This is a genomic window from Deltaproteobacteria bacterium, assembly GCA_016709225.1.
In the GTDB taxonomy this organism is placed as follows: domain Bacteria; phylum Myxococcota_A; class Polyangia; order Nannocystales; family Nannocystaceae; genus Xiheibacterium; species Xiheibacterium phototrophicum.
This window is the reverse complement of the sequence record JADJEE010000002.1, coordinates 1,746,751-1,762,724: the sequence shown is the minus strand read 5'-3', so window position 1 is coordinate 1,762,724 and position 15,974 is coordinate 1,746,751. Positions and strand designations below refer to the sequence as shown.

Sequence of the window (15,974 nt, the reverse complement as noted above, 5' to 3'; positions counted from 1 at the left end):
TTCACTCCTCGGTGCGACAGCGCGGCTCGTCGTCGCCGCAGCGGATGCGCACGTGGATGTGCGTGTCGTGGCCCTCGCTGTGCTTGACGATCACGTGGCCGCTCCAGTTGGCCCAGCGGATGATCTCTTGCAGTCGCTCGCGCGGGACCCCGAGGATGCGCGCGGCGGTGTAGAGCCGCTCGTGGCGTCCGAGCTCGAGGAACACCGCCTCGACCTCGCCCGTGCGCAGGAACGCGTCGACGATGGCCCAGGTGGCGTACCAGTCGATGTCGTCGACGCCGGGATGCCGTACGTCATCGCCCAGGCCCGCCACCAGTGGCAGCCGGATGTCGATGTCGCGACCCGACTGGTGCGAGCGATGCGGCGCGAAGCGACCCCCGTGGGGCCGACTGAGCGCGCCGATCGTGACCTCGCCGCGGTAGCCGGTGTCGTTGCGCAGCGTCGTGAACGCGTCGCGGAGCACCGCCAGCGTGTGGCTGCTGCCGAACGCGCGGGATGGATGGGCCAGTGTCCACAGCGGCGAGGCGGGCAGGCTCGCACCGTGCTCGAGGCGACCGCGTTGCGGCAGTCCGACGCTGCGGGCGTCGGTCGGCAGCTCGAGCGCGACCTCGAGGGGCGCGGCGTCGGGCTCGAACGCGGGCCCCTCGAGTGGATCGATCCACGTCACCACGGTCGCACCCGCGACCAGCGGACCCCCACGTCGCGCGCTCGCCTGCAGCGCGCGACGGGAGACCCGCAGCTTGGCGGCGACGTCGTCCCAGTCCTCGCCGGACTGCACGACGTATGCGATCTTCATCGGCGCCGGGGGGATGCGCCGGGCCAGCACGCGCAGGGTCTTGCGTCGCTTGGCCGGGTTCTCGTTGGGATCGAGGCGATTCCACGCCCGCAGGTCGGCCAGCTCGACGCCGTACCGCGCCGCGACGCGCCCGAGCTTGTCGCGCGGTCGCAGCGTGTGCACGACCCAGCGCGGCTCGGCGAGCGGCTCGATCGACAGCGGCGATACGAACAGCGCGCTCGGATCGTCGACGCGCAGCGGCGCCTGGGCGGCTGCACCCTGGGTGGCCGCGACGAACGCGAAGCCTTGGAGCACGGCATCGAACAAGGAGGACTGCAGCATGGCAGAGGCGATCCGCGAGCGGCCCGCGATCGCCCAGCGATCTGTGCAATCCAGGGGACACTGTCGCGGGCGAACGTCACCTCACCGACGCTGCCGTCAGCTCCAGCGTGGCGCCGCAGGCGGGCACCGCGACCACCGGTTGGGCACTCTCGCACGCGCGCACGCAGTGGTAGCCGTGCTCCTCGAGTACGACGCCGACGCTGCGCCGCAGCGCGGTGCCCTGCAGCAGGGTCCCCCGCGGCAGCTGCACCTGCGGCGGACGATCATCATCCACGCGCGTGGTGCCGAGCTGCATCGCGGGGGTCGGCGGGGGCGCCGGTGGGTTGCCCACCACGACCGCGGTGTGCAACACCCAGCCGACCACCAGCGCATCGCCGACATCGAAGCGCACGAAGCGGTGATCGTCGGCGACGAACGTGAGCGAGGACGCGATCACCGGCGGGCCGTGGGCATCGACCTCGCCGAACGCAAGGCCGCCGGGGAACGCGAAGATCGAAGCACCGGGCTGCACGGTGGCCGCGCGCCCGCGCGACTCGACCACGTGGGGTGCGGGTCGGAACGCACGGCCGACCCGATCACGCCGCACCCAGCCCCACACCGACAGCCCACCGCGATCGAGCCCGACGTGGACGAGCTCGCCGTCGAGGCTGCTACGGGTCTGCAGCAGCGCGCCGGGGTCGAGCGCGACGCCGGTGGCGGTCGGCAGCAGCGTGTCGGGCACCGACCCCTGCGCGACCATCACCGCGCCGTCGCGTGCGACCACGCCGAGCTCCGCCTCGTCGACGAAGACCGCGACGCGCTCGCCCGCAGTCTCACACAGCACGCGCGGGCGTGGCGGATCGCCATGGGCATCGTCGTCGAGCACGCGCAGCTCGAGCGTGATCGAGCGACCACCACCGTCGGCGACCGGCGTGCCTGCGCGCTCGAGGTACAGCGGGCCTGTGCGAACCATCTTGGCACGCAGCGGATAGAGCGCGTCGAGCTCGGCGTCGAGCCGCAGGTACTCGGCGCCCTCGTGCATCGCCGACGCACCGTCGGGCACGCTCGGTCCCGGCGAGGGCGGCGTGGACGGGGCGGGCGCATGCACGCAGGCGCAGGCCCAGAGTGCAGCGAAGGGCAGGCGAGGGCAGGGCACGTCGACCACGAGCGTGGCATGCCCGCCACCGCCGCGCGCGGGTTCTCGGGGGCCCCGTCGACGCCCGCGCCCGTCGAAGTCCGGGAACATCGGCCCCGGCTGCGGCGAGAACCCCCCCGTGGCCGACGTCGCGTACATTCGAGCGGTTCCGGTGACCGCGGCCCAGCTCGACCGGACGACCCTCGAGGCGGCGCGTGACGGGCAGGCCTGGGCGCAGCACGCGGTGCTCAAGCACTTCGAGCGACCGGTGTGGGCCATCGTCTGTCGCGTGCTCGGCCGCGCGGGTCGCCACGGCCAAGCCGACGATGTCGCCCAGGACGCGCTGCTCGGGGTCCTGCGTGGGCTGCCGCGCTACGACGTCGATCACCCCGCCGCCGTCTCGACCTGGGTGTTGACGATCGCGACGCGCACGGCCCTGACCGCGCTGCGACGCAACGCCCGCGAGCGCGTGCGCTTCGACGACGAGCTGGTCGCGGCCACCGACGAGCGGGCGCCGCACTGCGTCGGCGACGATCGGCCAGACCGCGTGGCCGAGCGTCGCGAGGCCGCCTCGGCGATCGCCGACGCGGTCGAGCACCTGAGCCCGGAGATCCGCGCCGCGTTCGTGCTGCGTGCGTACCACGATCTCGAGTACGACGAGATCGCGCGAATCCTGGAGATCGAGCTCGGCACCGTGAAGTCTCGCCTGTGGCGAGCCCGTGCCGCGCTACAGCAGCGACTGTCCGAGGTGCGTCGTGACCGATGAACACAACCCGGCGCAAGCCGATCTGGAGCTGCCACGGCAGTGGCAGGAGGAGTGGACCGTGCCCGAGATGCCCAGTGATCTTTCCCAGCGCGTGATCTCGCGTGCACGCGAAGCCGCCGTGATCCATCCCCCGCTGGTCGTCACCGGCAATCGCAGTGCGACGATGGTCGCGACCGGTGCGTCGGTGTTTGCCGCGGCCGCGGCCGCGGCCGCACTGGTGATCAGCGTGTCGCGACCAGCCACGCCCGAGGCGTCACCGGCGGCCCCGATCGCCGCGGCCCCCGAGCTCATGCCCGCCGGCGAAGCGGCGACGGCCGGCACGCCGATGGTGTGGCCGGTCGACGTCGACCCCGACCAGCTCGGGCACCTGGTGATCGACGCGGTGCCCCGCGACGCCCGCGTGTTGGTCGACGGCAATGTACTCGCGGGGCCGTCGCCGTTCGTCGCGACCAATCTCGTGTCGGGGCCGCACGAGATCGTCGTCGAGCACGAGGGTTTCGAGACCTGGACCAAGACCATCGACGTGCCCAAGGCGCAGCTGCAGCTGCCGATCGAGCTCAGCCCGCTGGCGGCGGGGGCCACCGCGACGCCACCCCACGAGGCGCAGGATCCCACGAGTGAAGCCGCACAGGGGGTCGCGAAGGTCGTCGGCGGCCTCGATCGAGACATCGCGCGCCGCATCGTGCGTGCGCACATCGACGAGGTCCGCAGCTGCTACGACGAGGGGCTGCGCCGCAATCCCAAGCTCGAGGGCCGCATCGAGGTGCGCTTCGAGGTCGCGAGCTCGGGCGCCGTCGCGACCGCGAGGCTGATCGACGACACGCTCGCAGACGCCAAGGTCGGAGCGTGCGTGGTGGCGGCGGTGAGGCACTGGAAGTTCCCCCGGCCCAGCGACGGCGAGCGGGTCGTGGTCACGTATCCGTTCATGTTCAGCCCCGGTTGATCGCGCGGGCGTCATCGCGCCGCGGTGAACTCCGCCAGCGCGTCGCGCCCCTCGGGACCGGCGGCGACCCAGGCTGCGACCGCGGCCGCCGTCGCAATCGCAGCCTGTTCGCGATCGCTGCTGGCGCGGGCACGGGCCAGCTGCACGCGCCCCAGCACTGCGAATGCCGCGAGGATGTCGGGGTCGTCGGGCGCCAGGCGCCGCAGGCTCGCCGCCAGCGAGGCCTCGGCCTCGACGACCGCCTCGGCGTGGCGGCCCTGCTGCGACAGCACGCTGGCGAGGTTACCCCGCGTGCGTGCGACGTCGGGGTGATCGGGGTCGAGGGTGGCGAGCGAGATCGCCAGCGCGTGGCGATAGGTCTGCTCCGACTCGGTCAGGCGCCCGTCGTCCTCGAGCGAGGCGCCGAGGTTGTTGTACGCCCGCGCGACGTCGGGGTGCTCGCGGCCGAGCTGGCGCTCGAGGCTCTCGATTGCGCGGCGGTACTCCGCCTGCGCCGCCACCCGTTGTTGTCGCTCGTCGAAGCCGACCGCGAGGTTGAGGTGCGCGTTGACGACGTCGGGATGATCGTCGTCGAGCGTGGCCTCGAGGATCGAAAGCCCGTGCCGCAGCGCGGCCTCACCCTCGTCGAAGCGCCGGGCCTCGTTCAGCGTGGCGCCGAGGTTCGTGTAGGCCTTGCCGAGCAGCGGATGGCCCTCGCCGAACGCGAGCTCGCGGATCTCGATCACCCGCCCCAGCTCGGCCAGCGCGGGCTCGACCTGCCCTGCGCTCGCGAGCGCGACCGCGAGGTTCTCGTGGGCGGCTGCGGTCATCGGATCGTCGGGGCCGTAGGCCTCGGTGAGCAGCTCGAGCGCGATGCGGAACTCCGCCACCGCCCGGGCCGCGTGGCCTTGTCGTTCGAGCATGCCGCCGATGCTGTTGTGCGCCTCGCCGAGCAGTCGCGGCTTGCCCGAGTGGGCCGCGACGCCTTTGGCGACCTGCAGCAGCCACTGCGCCTCCGCGAAGCGGCTGTCGCGGTTGCCGAGCATCAGCGCCAGCAGCGACGCCGATGAGGTCGCGGTCGCATCGTCACCGACCGCGAGCGCGGCTTCGAGCGCGGCGCGTAGCACCGCCTCGGCCTCGACGTCGTGCGACACGCTGGTCAGCGCTTGGCCCCACCGGAACCCGACCTCGGCCAGGAGCGGCGGGTGGCCGACCTCGCGGGCCTGCTCGAACAAGCTGGCGAGGCGCGGCTCGGCCTCGTCGGCGCGACCGGCCACGTGGATCGCGACCACGCGCGCGAGCTCGTCCTCGAGCGCGGTGACACGCGCGGCGAGCTCGGGATCGGCGGGCGGCGGCACGCGGGACTGCAGCGCCTCGACGTCGGCGCAGGCCTCCGGCTCGGGCAGGTGCTCGACCAGCTGGATCGCGTGCTCGGCCAGCGCCGCGTCGGCGGTGATCATCAGCGCGGCGGTGCTGCTCAGCGATCGACGCGCGCGCTCGAGGCACGCGACCCGCAGATCGAGCAGCGCCGCACTCTGCACGCCGCGCACGTGGGTGGCCTCGCAGGCCTCGCGGTAGCCCTGCACCCAACGTCCGCGATAGTCCGTGAGCCGGCGATCGACGCGGCTCGCGGTGTCGTCGGCGAAGGGCGTGGCGGTGGCCCGCAGTGCGGCAGCGATCGCCTCACGCCCGGCCTCGTCGAGCGCGGCGTCGATGCGGTCCTCGGCGTCGCGACACGGTCGCGGCCGCGCGACCCATGCGGCGACGCCGAGACCCACGCCACCCGTCACCGCTGCCGTCACGGCGATCCGCCACCATCGTCGACGCCGGGCTGCGATCGGATCGGCGGCCAACGCAGCCAGCAGCGCACGCATGTCGGGGTGGCGTCGCTGCGGATCGGCGGAGAGCCCCTGCACGATCACGGCGCGCAGCCACGCGGGCGCGTCCCCCTGGAGGCCTTCGCCGCGCACGCGGCCGGCCGCGACGTTGCGCATGACCTCGGCCGACGAGTCGCCAGCGAAGGGCCGTGCGCCCCACAGCGCCTCGAACAGCGCCACGCAGAAGCTGAACTGATCGCTGGCGGCGTCGCAGGCATGGCCGCGCCATTGCTCGATCGACATGTACGCGGGCGTGCCCATGACCTCGCCGGTCATGGTGAGCGGCTCGTGCATCGCGCTGCTGCTCGCGGCGGCGGGGCCGGTGCTCGACGACAGGCTCGCGGCGGCGCGCAGCTCGGGGCGGATGCCACTCATCGACGCACTCGCGCTCGATGTCTCGGCGCGGGGATCGAGCGCAGCGAGTCCGAAATCGGCGACCTTCGGACGGCCGTCGCGGGTGACCAGCACGTTGTCGGGCTTGAAGTCGCGGTGCAGCACGCCGGCGTCGTGGGCCGCCGCGAGGCCTTCGCCGATCTGCGAGAACATCGCGAGGATCTCCGCGACGCTGCGGTTCTGCTCGCGCAGCCAGCCGCGCAGCGTGAGACCCTCGACGAACTCCATCGCCAGGTACACTTGGCCCTCGTGGGCGCCGGCCTCGAACACCTGCACGACGTTGGGGTGGCTGAGCTTCGCCATCGCCTGCGCCTCGCGCAGCAGTCGCGCGCGCGCGGCCTCGCTGGCGCGATCGGCCCGGATCAGCTTGAGCGCGACCTTGCGATCGAGCATGTCGTCGTAGCCGGCGTGGACGACCCCCATGCCGCCGGTGGCGATCGGCTCGAGCAACACGAAGCGACCCAGGCGCACGGGCGCGTAGTCCTCGGGCACGAGCCGCGAGAGCGCACGCTGTAGCGCGGCGCGCTCGACCACGTCGGCGGGGCGCTCGCCATCGTTGCCGGTGTCGACGCCTTGCGGCCCGAGGCCGCGCACCGTCAGGGCTTCGGTGCTCGGCGGTCCGCTGTCGGGGGTCCGCGCCACGTCCGTGGACTTTGCCACGGCCGCCCTCCACCTCGCAGGCGGCGCTCGCCACCTCGCGCTGCGCATCGCTGCGCCACCCACCGCCGGGCGACCCCGAGCGCGAGTTCGAACCCGCTCGTCGACCGGCGCGTCGGCCCCACACCGGTCTTGGGTTCGCGCCGCCCCGCTTGCCGCGTCTGCGACTGTCGGCGTAGCCTGGCGAGGTGCGATCGCTACGACTTGTCCTGCCCCTTGCGATGCTCTCGCTCGTGCTTGCCTGCGGTGACGACACCGGCATCGGGTCGGGCAGCCTGAGCGGCACCACGACCTTCACGACCACCGCGGCGGACTCGTCCACCAGCGGCACGACCGGCGGCGACGACAGCTCCGGTGGCATGTCGGCGAGCGCCGACTCGAGCACGGGCGCCGCCGCCGATTCGTCGAGCTCGGGAGCGGACAGCTCGTCGGATGGTGGCAGCTCCGACACCGGCATCGACGCCTGCGACATGGTCGACGAGCCCGATGCCGCCGGACTCGACGAGAACGGCGACGGCATCGACGGTGTGCTGTGCCGCGCGGTGTTCGTGAGCGCGTCGGTCGGTAGCGACCTCAACGACGGCCTGATGCCCGACGATCCGGTCGCGACCATCGCCCGCGGCATCGAGATCGCACAGACCTACAATCCGCCGCGCATGGTGCTGGTGGCCGAGGCCAACTACCTCGAGACCGTGAACGTCGATTCCGGCGTGAGTCTCTACGGTGGCTACGACGCCGTCGACTGGAGCCGCGACACCGCGCTCAACGTCACGACCATCAGCGCCACCGAGGACCGCGCCCTGATCGCGCAGAACCTCGAGCTCGCGGTCGAGGTCGACGGCTTCACCATCAACGCGTCGGACTACGGCGATGGCGGCCTCACCTCCTACGGGGTGTGGGTGCGCGACACGCCCGAGGGGCTGTTCACGCTCGACTACTGCATCGTCAACGCGGGCAGCGGCGGCGCCGGTGACGACGGTGCGACCGGTGGTGCGGGCGGCGATGGTGCCGACGGTGACGACGCGGCGAGCTCGACCGGCGGCGGCGGTGGTGCATCGGCGTGCAATGCCACCGGTGGTGCGGGTGACACCGGTGCGGGGCAGTGCATCGAGAACGTGCAGACCTACGGCGAAGACGGCTCCGCCGGTGGCGACACCACCACGGTCGGCAACGGCGGACCTTCGGGCGCGGATCGCTGCGGCAGCAACGTCATCTCCGACTGCAACGACAGCGGTGGCAACGGCACCGAGGGCGGCAACGGGTTCGCCGGCGTGAACGGTGCCGGTGGCGACAGCACCAACGCCAACCAGGGCACCTTCGGAGGTGATGGCGTGTGGACGCCACCCGGCGGCACCGATGCCACCCGCGGCCGTCACGGCGGCGGCGGAGGCGGAGGCGGTTCGGGCGGCATCGACGAGGACCCCTTCACCTGCGGCGACGCCGATCTCAACGGCGGAGGCGGAGGCGGAGGCGGCTCGGGCGGCTGCGGTGGCGAGCCGGGTCAGACCGGCCAGGCCGGCGGCGGTTCGTTCGCGATGGTCGTGATCAACTCGAGCATCACGATCCGCAACGTCGATCTGAACCTCGCGCAGGCCGGCAACGGTGGCGACGGCGGCGACGGTGGCAATGGCGGCACGCCCGGTGGCGGTGGCACCGGCTGGACCACCAACAACGAGGCCGGCGAGGGCGCCAACGGTGGCAACGGCGGCGGTGGCGGTGGTGGTGGTGGCGGTGCCGGCGGCTGCGGTGGCGCGTCGGTCGGCATCGCGACCGTGGGCAACGCCGAGGTCGGTGTCACCAACGTCAGCTTCAACGGCGGCAACGGTGGCACCGGCGGCGCGCCGGGTGAGGGTGGCATCCGTGCCGATGGCCTCAACCTGCACGCGCCCGCCGGCGAAGACGGCTGCGATGGCTTCCGCGCCGATCAGCACGCGTACTAGCGTACGCGCGCTGCCTCGGGTCCCGGTCTGACGTGCGCGCGTCGGTGCGGTGTCAGAGCACCGGGCCGGCGTCGTCGCCGAGCAGCGCCTGTCGGATCACCGGCAGCGGCGCCGCGCCGAAGCCAAGCAGCGCGTCGTGGAACGCCTGCAGGGTGAACGGCTTGCCCTGCGCCTTCCACTTGGCCTCGACGTCGTCGCGCAGCTTCAGGATCGCGAGCTTGCCCAGGGTGTACGAGAGGTACATCGGATCGAACGTGCCGCGATTGGCCTGCTGGCGCGCGTTGGCGGGATCCTGGAAGGCCTGCGCGCGGAACATCGCGATCGACTGCGCGACCGTCATGCCGCCGGTGTGCAGGCCCAGCGCGCTCAGGTACCGCACGTCGCGAAGCAGCGCGTGTCGCAGCTGGCCGACGTGCACGACCGGATCGTCGGACACACCGGCCTGCCACATCATCTCTTCGGTGTAGTGGGCCCAGCCCTCGCCCATGGCGTAGTTCCAGTGCGAGCGCAGCACCCGTGAGGGGTTGGCCTTCATGTGCAGGCCGTGCAGGAAGTGGCCGGGCCAGACCTCGTGGATCGTGATGAACTGCAGATCCGGCTCGGTCGGAACGTACGCACGTTGCTGGGCCTTGGGCCAGCTGGGGTCGGGCGGACTGATGTAATAGAAGCTCGGCAGCGCGGCGGTCTCGAACACACCGGCGCCGCTGAGGAACGCTGCGTTCCAGCGCATGAACGGCGGGCTGTCCTTGACGATGGCGACGTCGTCGCTGGGGATCGTCACGATCGCGTGCTCTTGCACGAAGCGCCGCATCGCATCCGCCTGTGCGGTCGCGACCGCGAGAACGGTCGACGGCGTGGGGCGCTTGCGATCGATGCGGGCGATGACCTGCGCGACGCTACGCTTCGGTTCGATGCGCGCGGCGGCCTCGCGCAGCGCCGCGAGGTTGCGCTCGAGGTCGGCACGACCCAGCTGCTCGAGTCGCTCGAGGCTCACGTCGAAGCCCTGGGTCTCCCGCAACATCTCGGCGAAGCGCTCGGGGCCGAGCGCGTAGTCGTCGGTGGCGGCCGCGAGCCGACCGACGAGGAACTGCTCGTAGGCCTTCAGTGCGGTCGTCATGCCGGCCAGGGCGGTGGTCAGGGCCTGGCCGCGCTCGGGCGTGAGTCCCTGCATGGCCGCGGGCACGTCGGTCGCGACGAATGCGATCGTGCCGCGGACCTGCAGCAGTGCGGTATCGACGAAGGTCCGCGGCAGCGCAGCCTCGAGGTTGGCCTGGGCCTGCGCGAGGTAGGCCGCGGTGCCATCGGCGATCGCGATCACGGCGGCGGCTCGAGCGTCGATCGGCGCGTAGTCGCGGCTGATGTACGGCGTCAGATCGAGCGCGCCGAGGTAGTCCATGGGGTTGGTCCACGGCTGACGACGTCGCTCGAGCTCGAACAGCTCGCCGCGGATGCTCTGCAGCAGGGTGCCGCGCTCGACCCTGGCGATCGCGTCGAGGGTGCTGGGGTCGATGGCCTCGAAGCGTGCGCGCGCATCGTGCAGCGCCTTGGCCTCCGCCGCGAGTGCGTCGGGGCTCGCATCGGGCAGCTTGCCGTCGTAGGCATGCAGCCCGAGCTCGACGCCGCGCGCCGGATGACGCGCGAGCGACTCGTCGAGCCACCGATCGGCCTGCTCGCGGAACGCGAGGCTGGGATCGGTGGTCGGCGCCGATGGGGTCGAGGCCGCGGCGGCGGTCGGGGTGGTCGTATTGGCCGGCGCCGGCGGCTGGCAGGCGAGCAGCGACGTCGCGAGGGCACAGGCGAGGAATCGGTACCGACGATGCACGAGCCGGCGAGGGTACCGCGACCGCCGCCCTCGCGTCGCGTGCGTCGAAGCTCGAGCCCCGTCGCGCCGTGGTCGTGCGACACTGGTCGGACGCGCGGTGATGCTCGCCGACGACACCGTCATCCGCTCCCCTCGCGGTCTCGATCTCGATGAGGTCGATCGTGCTGCGGGTCAGCGCGTGGGTCGCTACGTGGTCACGCGACGCATCGGTCGTGGCACGACCAGCGTGGTCTATGCCGCGGTCGACCCCGAGCTCGGCCGAACCGTGGCGCTCAAGCTGGTCGCGCGCGAGCTGGGCGAGCCGGTTGCGACCGAAGCACGGGCGCTGGCCGCGATCACACACCCCAACGTCGTGACGGTCCACGATGTCGGCGTCACCGAGGCTGGGCTGACCTTCATCGCGATGGAGCTGGTGCGCGGTCAGACCCTGACCTCGTGGCAACAGACCGCGCCGTCGCAGGCCGATCGTCGACGCGTACTCGCCGACGCCGGCCGAGGCCTCGCGGCGGTCCACCGGGTCGGCTTGGTGCATCGGGACTTCAAGCCCGACAATGTCATGATCTCCGACACGGGCCGCGTCGTGGTGTTGGACTTCGGGCTCGCGGCGGCGATACGAGCCACCGGCGACGCGCGCGAGGGTGACACGGCGGACGCCGCCGACGTCGTCGGCACCCCTGCATTCATGGCCCCCGAGCAGTTCGCCCACGGCACGACATCGTCGATGTCGGACCAATTCAGCTTCTGCGTCGTGGCCTGGGAGCTGCTCACGGACGAGCGGCCGTTCGGTCGCGGCTCGATGGCACAGGTGCAGGCGCGACGCTGCCGCGGCCAGGTCGAGCCAGCGCCCGCCCGTGTGCTCGGCCGCGGCTTGCGACGCGCGCTGCTTCGCGGTCTCGAGCCCGACGCGACGCGGCGGTGGCCGTCGCTCGAGCCCTTGGTGGCGGCGCTCGAGCGCCCGCCCTTGCTGCAGCGGCCGCGGTGGATCGTGGGGACACTCGCGGTGGGCGCGGTCGGGCTCTACGCGGCCGCGACCCGACCCGATCCACGTTGCGTGTCGCCGACATCGGCGCTCGTGGACATCTGGGACGAACCTCGCCGTCGCGAGCTGGTCAGCGCCGTGACGCAGTCGGGCCCGCTGATCCGCCGCGCCGACCACTACGCCGCCCAACTCACCGCCGCATGGGCGACCGCATGCGAGTCGCACGCCCGGGGCAACGACAGTCGGTTTCCCGAGCTGGCCTCGTGTCTGTCCGATCACGCGATGGGCCTGGCCGAGACCATCGATGCCGCGCTCGGAGCCGACCCGCCGGCCTCGGACGTGCTCGCGCGCGCGCTCGGGGAGCTGCCCGATCCCCGACGGTGCGTGTCGATCTCGGCCACGCGGCCCCCGGGCCCGCCGGCCGAGCATCGCGCCGCAGTCGCCGCCGCGCAGCGCCGCCTCGATCGCGCTCGGCGATCGTGGTCGCTCGGGCGCCCCGACGCGGCCAATGCCGAGCTCGACGCGGTCGAGGCCGAGATCGAGGACCTCGCCCATCGACCGCAGCTCGCCGACTTCCGCACGCTCCGCGCGTCGATCGCATGGGAGACGGATGGCGCCGCGGCCGTGCCGGCACTCGAGTCCGCGTATGCGCTCGGTGTCGAGGCCGGTACGCATGATGCGGTCGTGTTGACCGCGCTGGCGCTCGCGCGTCAGTTCGCGTTCAAGGAGAACCGTGCCGACCTCGGGATGGCGTGGATCAAGGTCGCGCGCGCGCATCTACCCAGCAGCGAGCTCGGCCCGGGTGCTGCGCTGCGCCTCGACGAGGTCGAAGCGATCTCGCTGATGCAGGGTGGCGATGCCGAAGCATCGCTCGCGGCGTTTCGTGCGGCCGTGTCGGAGGCCGAGCGGGTGCTGCCGCCCGACGACGCCCAGCGCTTCACGCTGCACTCCAATCTCGCCGTCACCTACGGAAAGATGCGCCGCTACGACGAGGCACGCCAGCACTTCGCCGCCGCGCGCGTGGGCATGGAGGCGCTGTTCGGCGTCGATGGGCTGGTGCTCGCCACCCACCTGGGGAACGAGGCCGCGATCTCCAACGCGATGGACGACATCGAGGACGCCGCGACGTTGCTCGAGCGAAGTCTCGACATCTTCGATCGGCACCTGGGACCCGAGCACCCCTCGAGCGTGACCACGCGTGCGAACTTGGCGTGGACGCACATGGTGCTCGGCGACCTCGAGCTCGGGACTGCGCTCGCACGTGGGTGCGCCGAGTTGGCCCTGCAGAACTTTGGTCCCGCCAATCCGGCCAGCGGCAGCGTCGCATGGCGTGCGGGATGGGTGCTGGCGCGGGCGGGCGAGCTCGACGCGGCCGCTGCTGCCGGGGCGCAAGCCGACGCGGTGCTCCGCGACGCACGCGGTGCGCCGCTACCCACCGCATGGGGCGCGCACGCACTGCTGGGCCACCTGGCGGCGACGCGGGGACAACCGCTCGAGGCCATCGCGCGGCTCGCAGAGGCTGCTCGTCTGGTCCGGATCGAAGATGGCGACGACGAGGCGGCGTTCGTCGACGTGTTGCTCGGCTTGGCTCGGCGCGACGCCGCAACCGGCGATGCGACCGAAGGCGTCGGCTTGGGCGCGGCCGCGTCGCTGTTGTCGCGCTCGAGCGACTGGGACTTCCTCGCGCCCGAGATCGCCTCGGCGCTCGCGCCGGGGCTGCCCGAACGCTGACGATCGCGAATCACGACGCCGGCAACACCTCGAGCTCGGCGATGCCCAGCCGCAGCTGCCCCGAGCTCAGGCGTCGCTCGATGCAGGACGGCGCGTCGACGAAGCCGGCGTCCTCGAGCTGACGACGCAGGCGGTGGATCGCCACGTTCACGTGCGTGCGCTCGGTGGCCATCATGCGCGCGAGTTCATCGTGATAGACCCAGCCCTGTTCCGCGGGCGGCACGCCGGCCACGACGTCGCGTAGGCGCGCGCGTGCCAACGCCAGCGCGACATGGTGGTGGGCACGGCTCTTGAGATCGATCGCTTCGGCCGTCGTGTGGATCAGCAGCGACACGTGTTCTTCGTCGCTGCTGACGCGAAAGCGCAGGCGTGCACCACGGAGCAGTCGTCCCGAGACCTCGGCGGTGCGGTCGCCGAGCGACGGCAGTGACAGCCGCCATGTCACACCCGAAGCGATCAACAGGTCCGCGTGGTGGACTTCGCTGGCCACACCGTCGAGCTCGAGGATCCACCGACCGGCCGCGTCTTGGTGCACGGTCGCCTCGGGGTGCTCGTCGTTGGGGAGCACCAGCATGCGGTGGGCTGCTGCGACCCACGTGCCGGTGTCCTCGCGGCGGGCCATCGCGGGCGGCGGCCCGTCGTCGTCGACCGTGTAGCCCGTGGTGGCGCCGAAGCGAAGCACGGTGCCCGCGAGCAGGCTCGCGCGTTCGCTGGGGTTCAGCCGCTTGCCGGCCACGTAGGTGCCGTTGCGACTGCCGAGGTCGCGGAGCTCCCAGGCGTCACCGACCCAGCGCAGCGTGGCGTGCTCCTTCGAAACGTCGGTGGCGCTCAGCCGGAGCGTACACAGCGGCGAGCGACCGATGAGGGCCTCGGCCGGTGGCATCCACGGCGCGCCGTCGGCGATCGGAGTCAGGCGAGCCATCGCGTGGGTCGGGCGTCGAGCATGCCACGGGGAGCGGAGACCGGCGCAGCGTCACGGCACCCGGCCGAACAGCGGCACGGGGTGACCCACATCAATCGGTTCGTCGTCGCCCAAGGCGATCTGATCGCCCTGTCCCAGCTGCCCGCTGCTGTTCTCACCCCAGCACCACAGCTCGTGGGTGTCGAGCCAGGCGCACGTGGCATAGTTCGCGGCGCCGAGCAGCAGCGCCGGTGCAGGCAGGGGCAGCGGCGCGGGCGGAGTCTCACCCGGCTCGTCGCCGACGCCCGAACCCGTGCCCGCGCCGTTGGCACCCTGGTAGCCGGTGCCGAGGCAGCGGACCTCGCCGATGGTCGAGCGCGCGCACAGGTGCGCGATGCCCATGACCACCTCGAGCGTGTCCGAGGCGACCGGCAAGGATACCGGCGCGTCGTCGAAACCACCGCGCACCTCGGCGGTTGCACCGGTGCCGAGCTGACCGGCCTGGTTGGCACCCCAGCAACGCACCTCGCCGTCGGGTGCGAGCCGGCACGCGCTCATGCCCACCGCGATCGCGTCGGTCTGCGTGATGAGGGTGTCCTGCACCGGCATCGGCGGCATCTCGCCGAGCTGGTCGCCGATCGCCGTCATCGCGTCTACGCCGACGCCGAGTGCCCCCGTTCCCCAACACAGCACGTCGTCGTGGCTCGCGGCGCAGCAGGTGGTGACGCCGCACGCGATGTGCTCGGGTACGGCGTTGCCGAGTGGGACGATGGGCGCAGGTGCATCATCGGTGGGAAGCACGGCATCGGTGTTCCCCTGGCCCAGCACGCCGGCGTATCCCTGACCCCAGCAGCGCACGACGCCGCCATCGAGCAGCGCGCAGTCGTTGGCGAGGCCGGCCGCGAGTTCGCGGACCTCACCACCACCCAGCGCGACGGCGGGCAGTGGGAAGTCCGCGGGCTCGTCGCCGAGTCGATCGCGGCCCACGACGCCCCAACAACGGACCGAGCCGTCCTCGAGTGCGGCGCAGCTGCGCGCCCCGCCGGCCTGCACGGCGATCGCACGTGCACCGAGCTCGACCGCGCGATCCAGCCGATCGTCGGTGTCGTCGCCCACCGCGTCGGTGTGACCGAGCCCGAGCTGGCCCGCCTCGTTGTCGCCCCAGCACAGCACGGCCCCGCTGCGCGTGAGTCCGCAGAAGTGCGCGCGACCGCCATCGATCGCGACGAGCTCCGAGGCCTGGCAGTCAGGGTCGCACCCGTCATCGGCGACGCCATTGGCGTCGTCGCACGCCTCGCCATCGTCGAGGATGCCGTCGCCGCACGTCGCACCGCCGCCATCGATCGCGTTGCCCGTGGATGTCTCCGCGTGGCTCGACCCTGGACCATCGGCATCGCTCGCTGCCGATGCCGAGGTTCCGTCGTCGTTCGACGGCGCCCCGGTACCCGACGACGAATCGCCGCTCGTCCCCGGCGACGTGACCAAAAGCGGTTCGGCGAAGCAGCCGACGACGACAGTGAGGACGAGCATCGCGGGGGCCTTCATGCCGAACGATTGTATCGAGCGGCCGCGGCGCGGCAGCGCGGTTCGAGGCTGGCGGCGATAACACGCGACAACAAACTTCGGCGGGGCGCGAGCGAATGCCGTGGCAAGGGCCCCGAGCAGCCTTTTTGGGACGGTGCTCGAACCCGGTGAACCCGTCGAGTCGGACGACGCCGTCGCGGCGATGTCATCGGCGGTAAGCGACGGCGGCAC

At 72.3% G+C, this 15,974-nt stretch carries 10 protein-coding genes; 4 read left to right on the top strand and 6 right to left on the bottom strand.

The genetic code is table 11. The features are described from left to right. Window position 1: 1 nt before the first annotated feature. Window positions 2–1,117 (bottom strand): penicillin-insensitive murein endopeptidase, encoded by a 1,116-nt coding sequence (locus tag IPH07_21480; GenBank protein MBK6919984.1) that lies wholly within the window; start codon window positions 1,115–1,117, stop codon window positions 2–4. A gap of 76 nt (window positions 1,118–1,193) precedes the next feature. Then, the gene (locus IPH07_21475) at window positions 1,194–2,138 is read right to left on the bottom strand and encodes a hypothetical protein (protein MBK6919983.1); all 945 of its coding nucleotides are present in this window, start codon (window positions 2,136–2,138) and stop codon (window positions 1,194–1,196) included. A 232-nt stretch (window positions 2,139–2,370) separates the two neighbouring features. Here IPH07_21475 and IPH07_21470 point away from each other — a divergent pair, with 232 nt between their 5' ends. After that, window positions 2,371–2,997, top strand: a complete 627-nt coding sequence (locus tag IPH07_21470) for a sigma-70 family RNA polymerase sigma factor (GenBank protein MBK6919982.1) — start codon at window positions 2,371–2,373, stop codon at window positions 2,995–2,997. Further along, entirely contained in the window at window positions 2,987–3,940 is a 954-nt protein-coding gene (locus IPH07_21465) for an AgmX/PglI C-terminal domain-containing protein (protein ID MBK6919981.1), read from the top strand. The genes IPH07_21470 and IPH07_21465 overlap by 11 nt, the downstream gene beginning before the upstream one ends. An 11-nt stretch (window positions 3,941–3,951) precedes the next feature. Here IPH07_21465 and IPH07_21460 read toward each other — a convergent pair whose 3' ends face one another. Next, entirely contained in the window at window positions 3,952–6,849 is a 2,898-nt protein-coding gene (locus tag IPH07_21460; protein ID MBK6919980.1) for a serine/threonine protein kinase, read from the bottom strand. A 218-nt stretch (window positions 6,850–7,067) separates the two neighbouring features. Between IPH07_21460 and IPH07_21455 the strand changes: the two genes are divergently transcribed. Further along, window positions 7,068–8,786 (top strand): hypothetical protein, encoded by a 1,719-nt coding sequence (locus IPH07_21455; GenBank protein MBK6919979.1) that lies wholly within the window; start codon window positions 7,068–7,070, stop codon window positions 8,784–8,786. Window positions 8,787–8,838: 52 nt separating this feature from the next. On the opposite strand, the gene IPH07_21450 is transcribed toward IPH07_21455, so the two are convergent. Then, entirely contained in the window at window positions 8,839–10,608 is a 1,770-nt protein-coding gene (locus tag IPH07_21450) for a DUF885 domain-containing protein (GenBank protein MBK6919978.1), read from the bottom strand. 100 nt (window positions 10,609–10,708) lie between these two features. Between IPH07_21450 and IPH07_21445 the strand changes: the two genes are divergently transcribed. Next, window positions 10,709–13,318: a serine/threonine protein kinase gene (locus IPH07_21445; GenBank protein MBK6919977.1), complete on the top strand. Its 2,610-nt coding sequence runs from the start codon at window positions 10,709–10,711 to the stop codon at window positions 13,316–13,318. 10 nt (window positions 13,319–13,328) lie between these two features. Here IPH07_21445 and IPH07_21440 read toward each other — a convergent pair whose 3' ends face one another. Both IPH07_21440 and IPH07_21435 read right to left on the bottom strand, forming a co-directional pair. Continuing rightward, on the bottom strand, window positions 13,329–14,240 hold the full coding sequence (locus IPH07_21440; protein MBK6919976.1) for an FHA domain-containing protein: 912 nt from the start codon (window positions 14,238–14,240) through the stop codon (window positions 13,329–13,331). Between the two features lie 51 nt (window positions 14,241–14,291). Next, on the bottom strand, window positions 14,292–15,974 hold the full coding sequence (locus tag IPH07_21435; protein ID MBK6919975.1) for a hypothetical protein: 1,683 nt from the start codon (window positions 15,972–15,974) through the stop codon (window positions 14,292–14,294).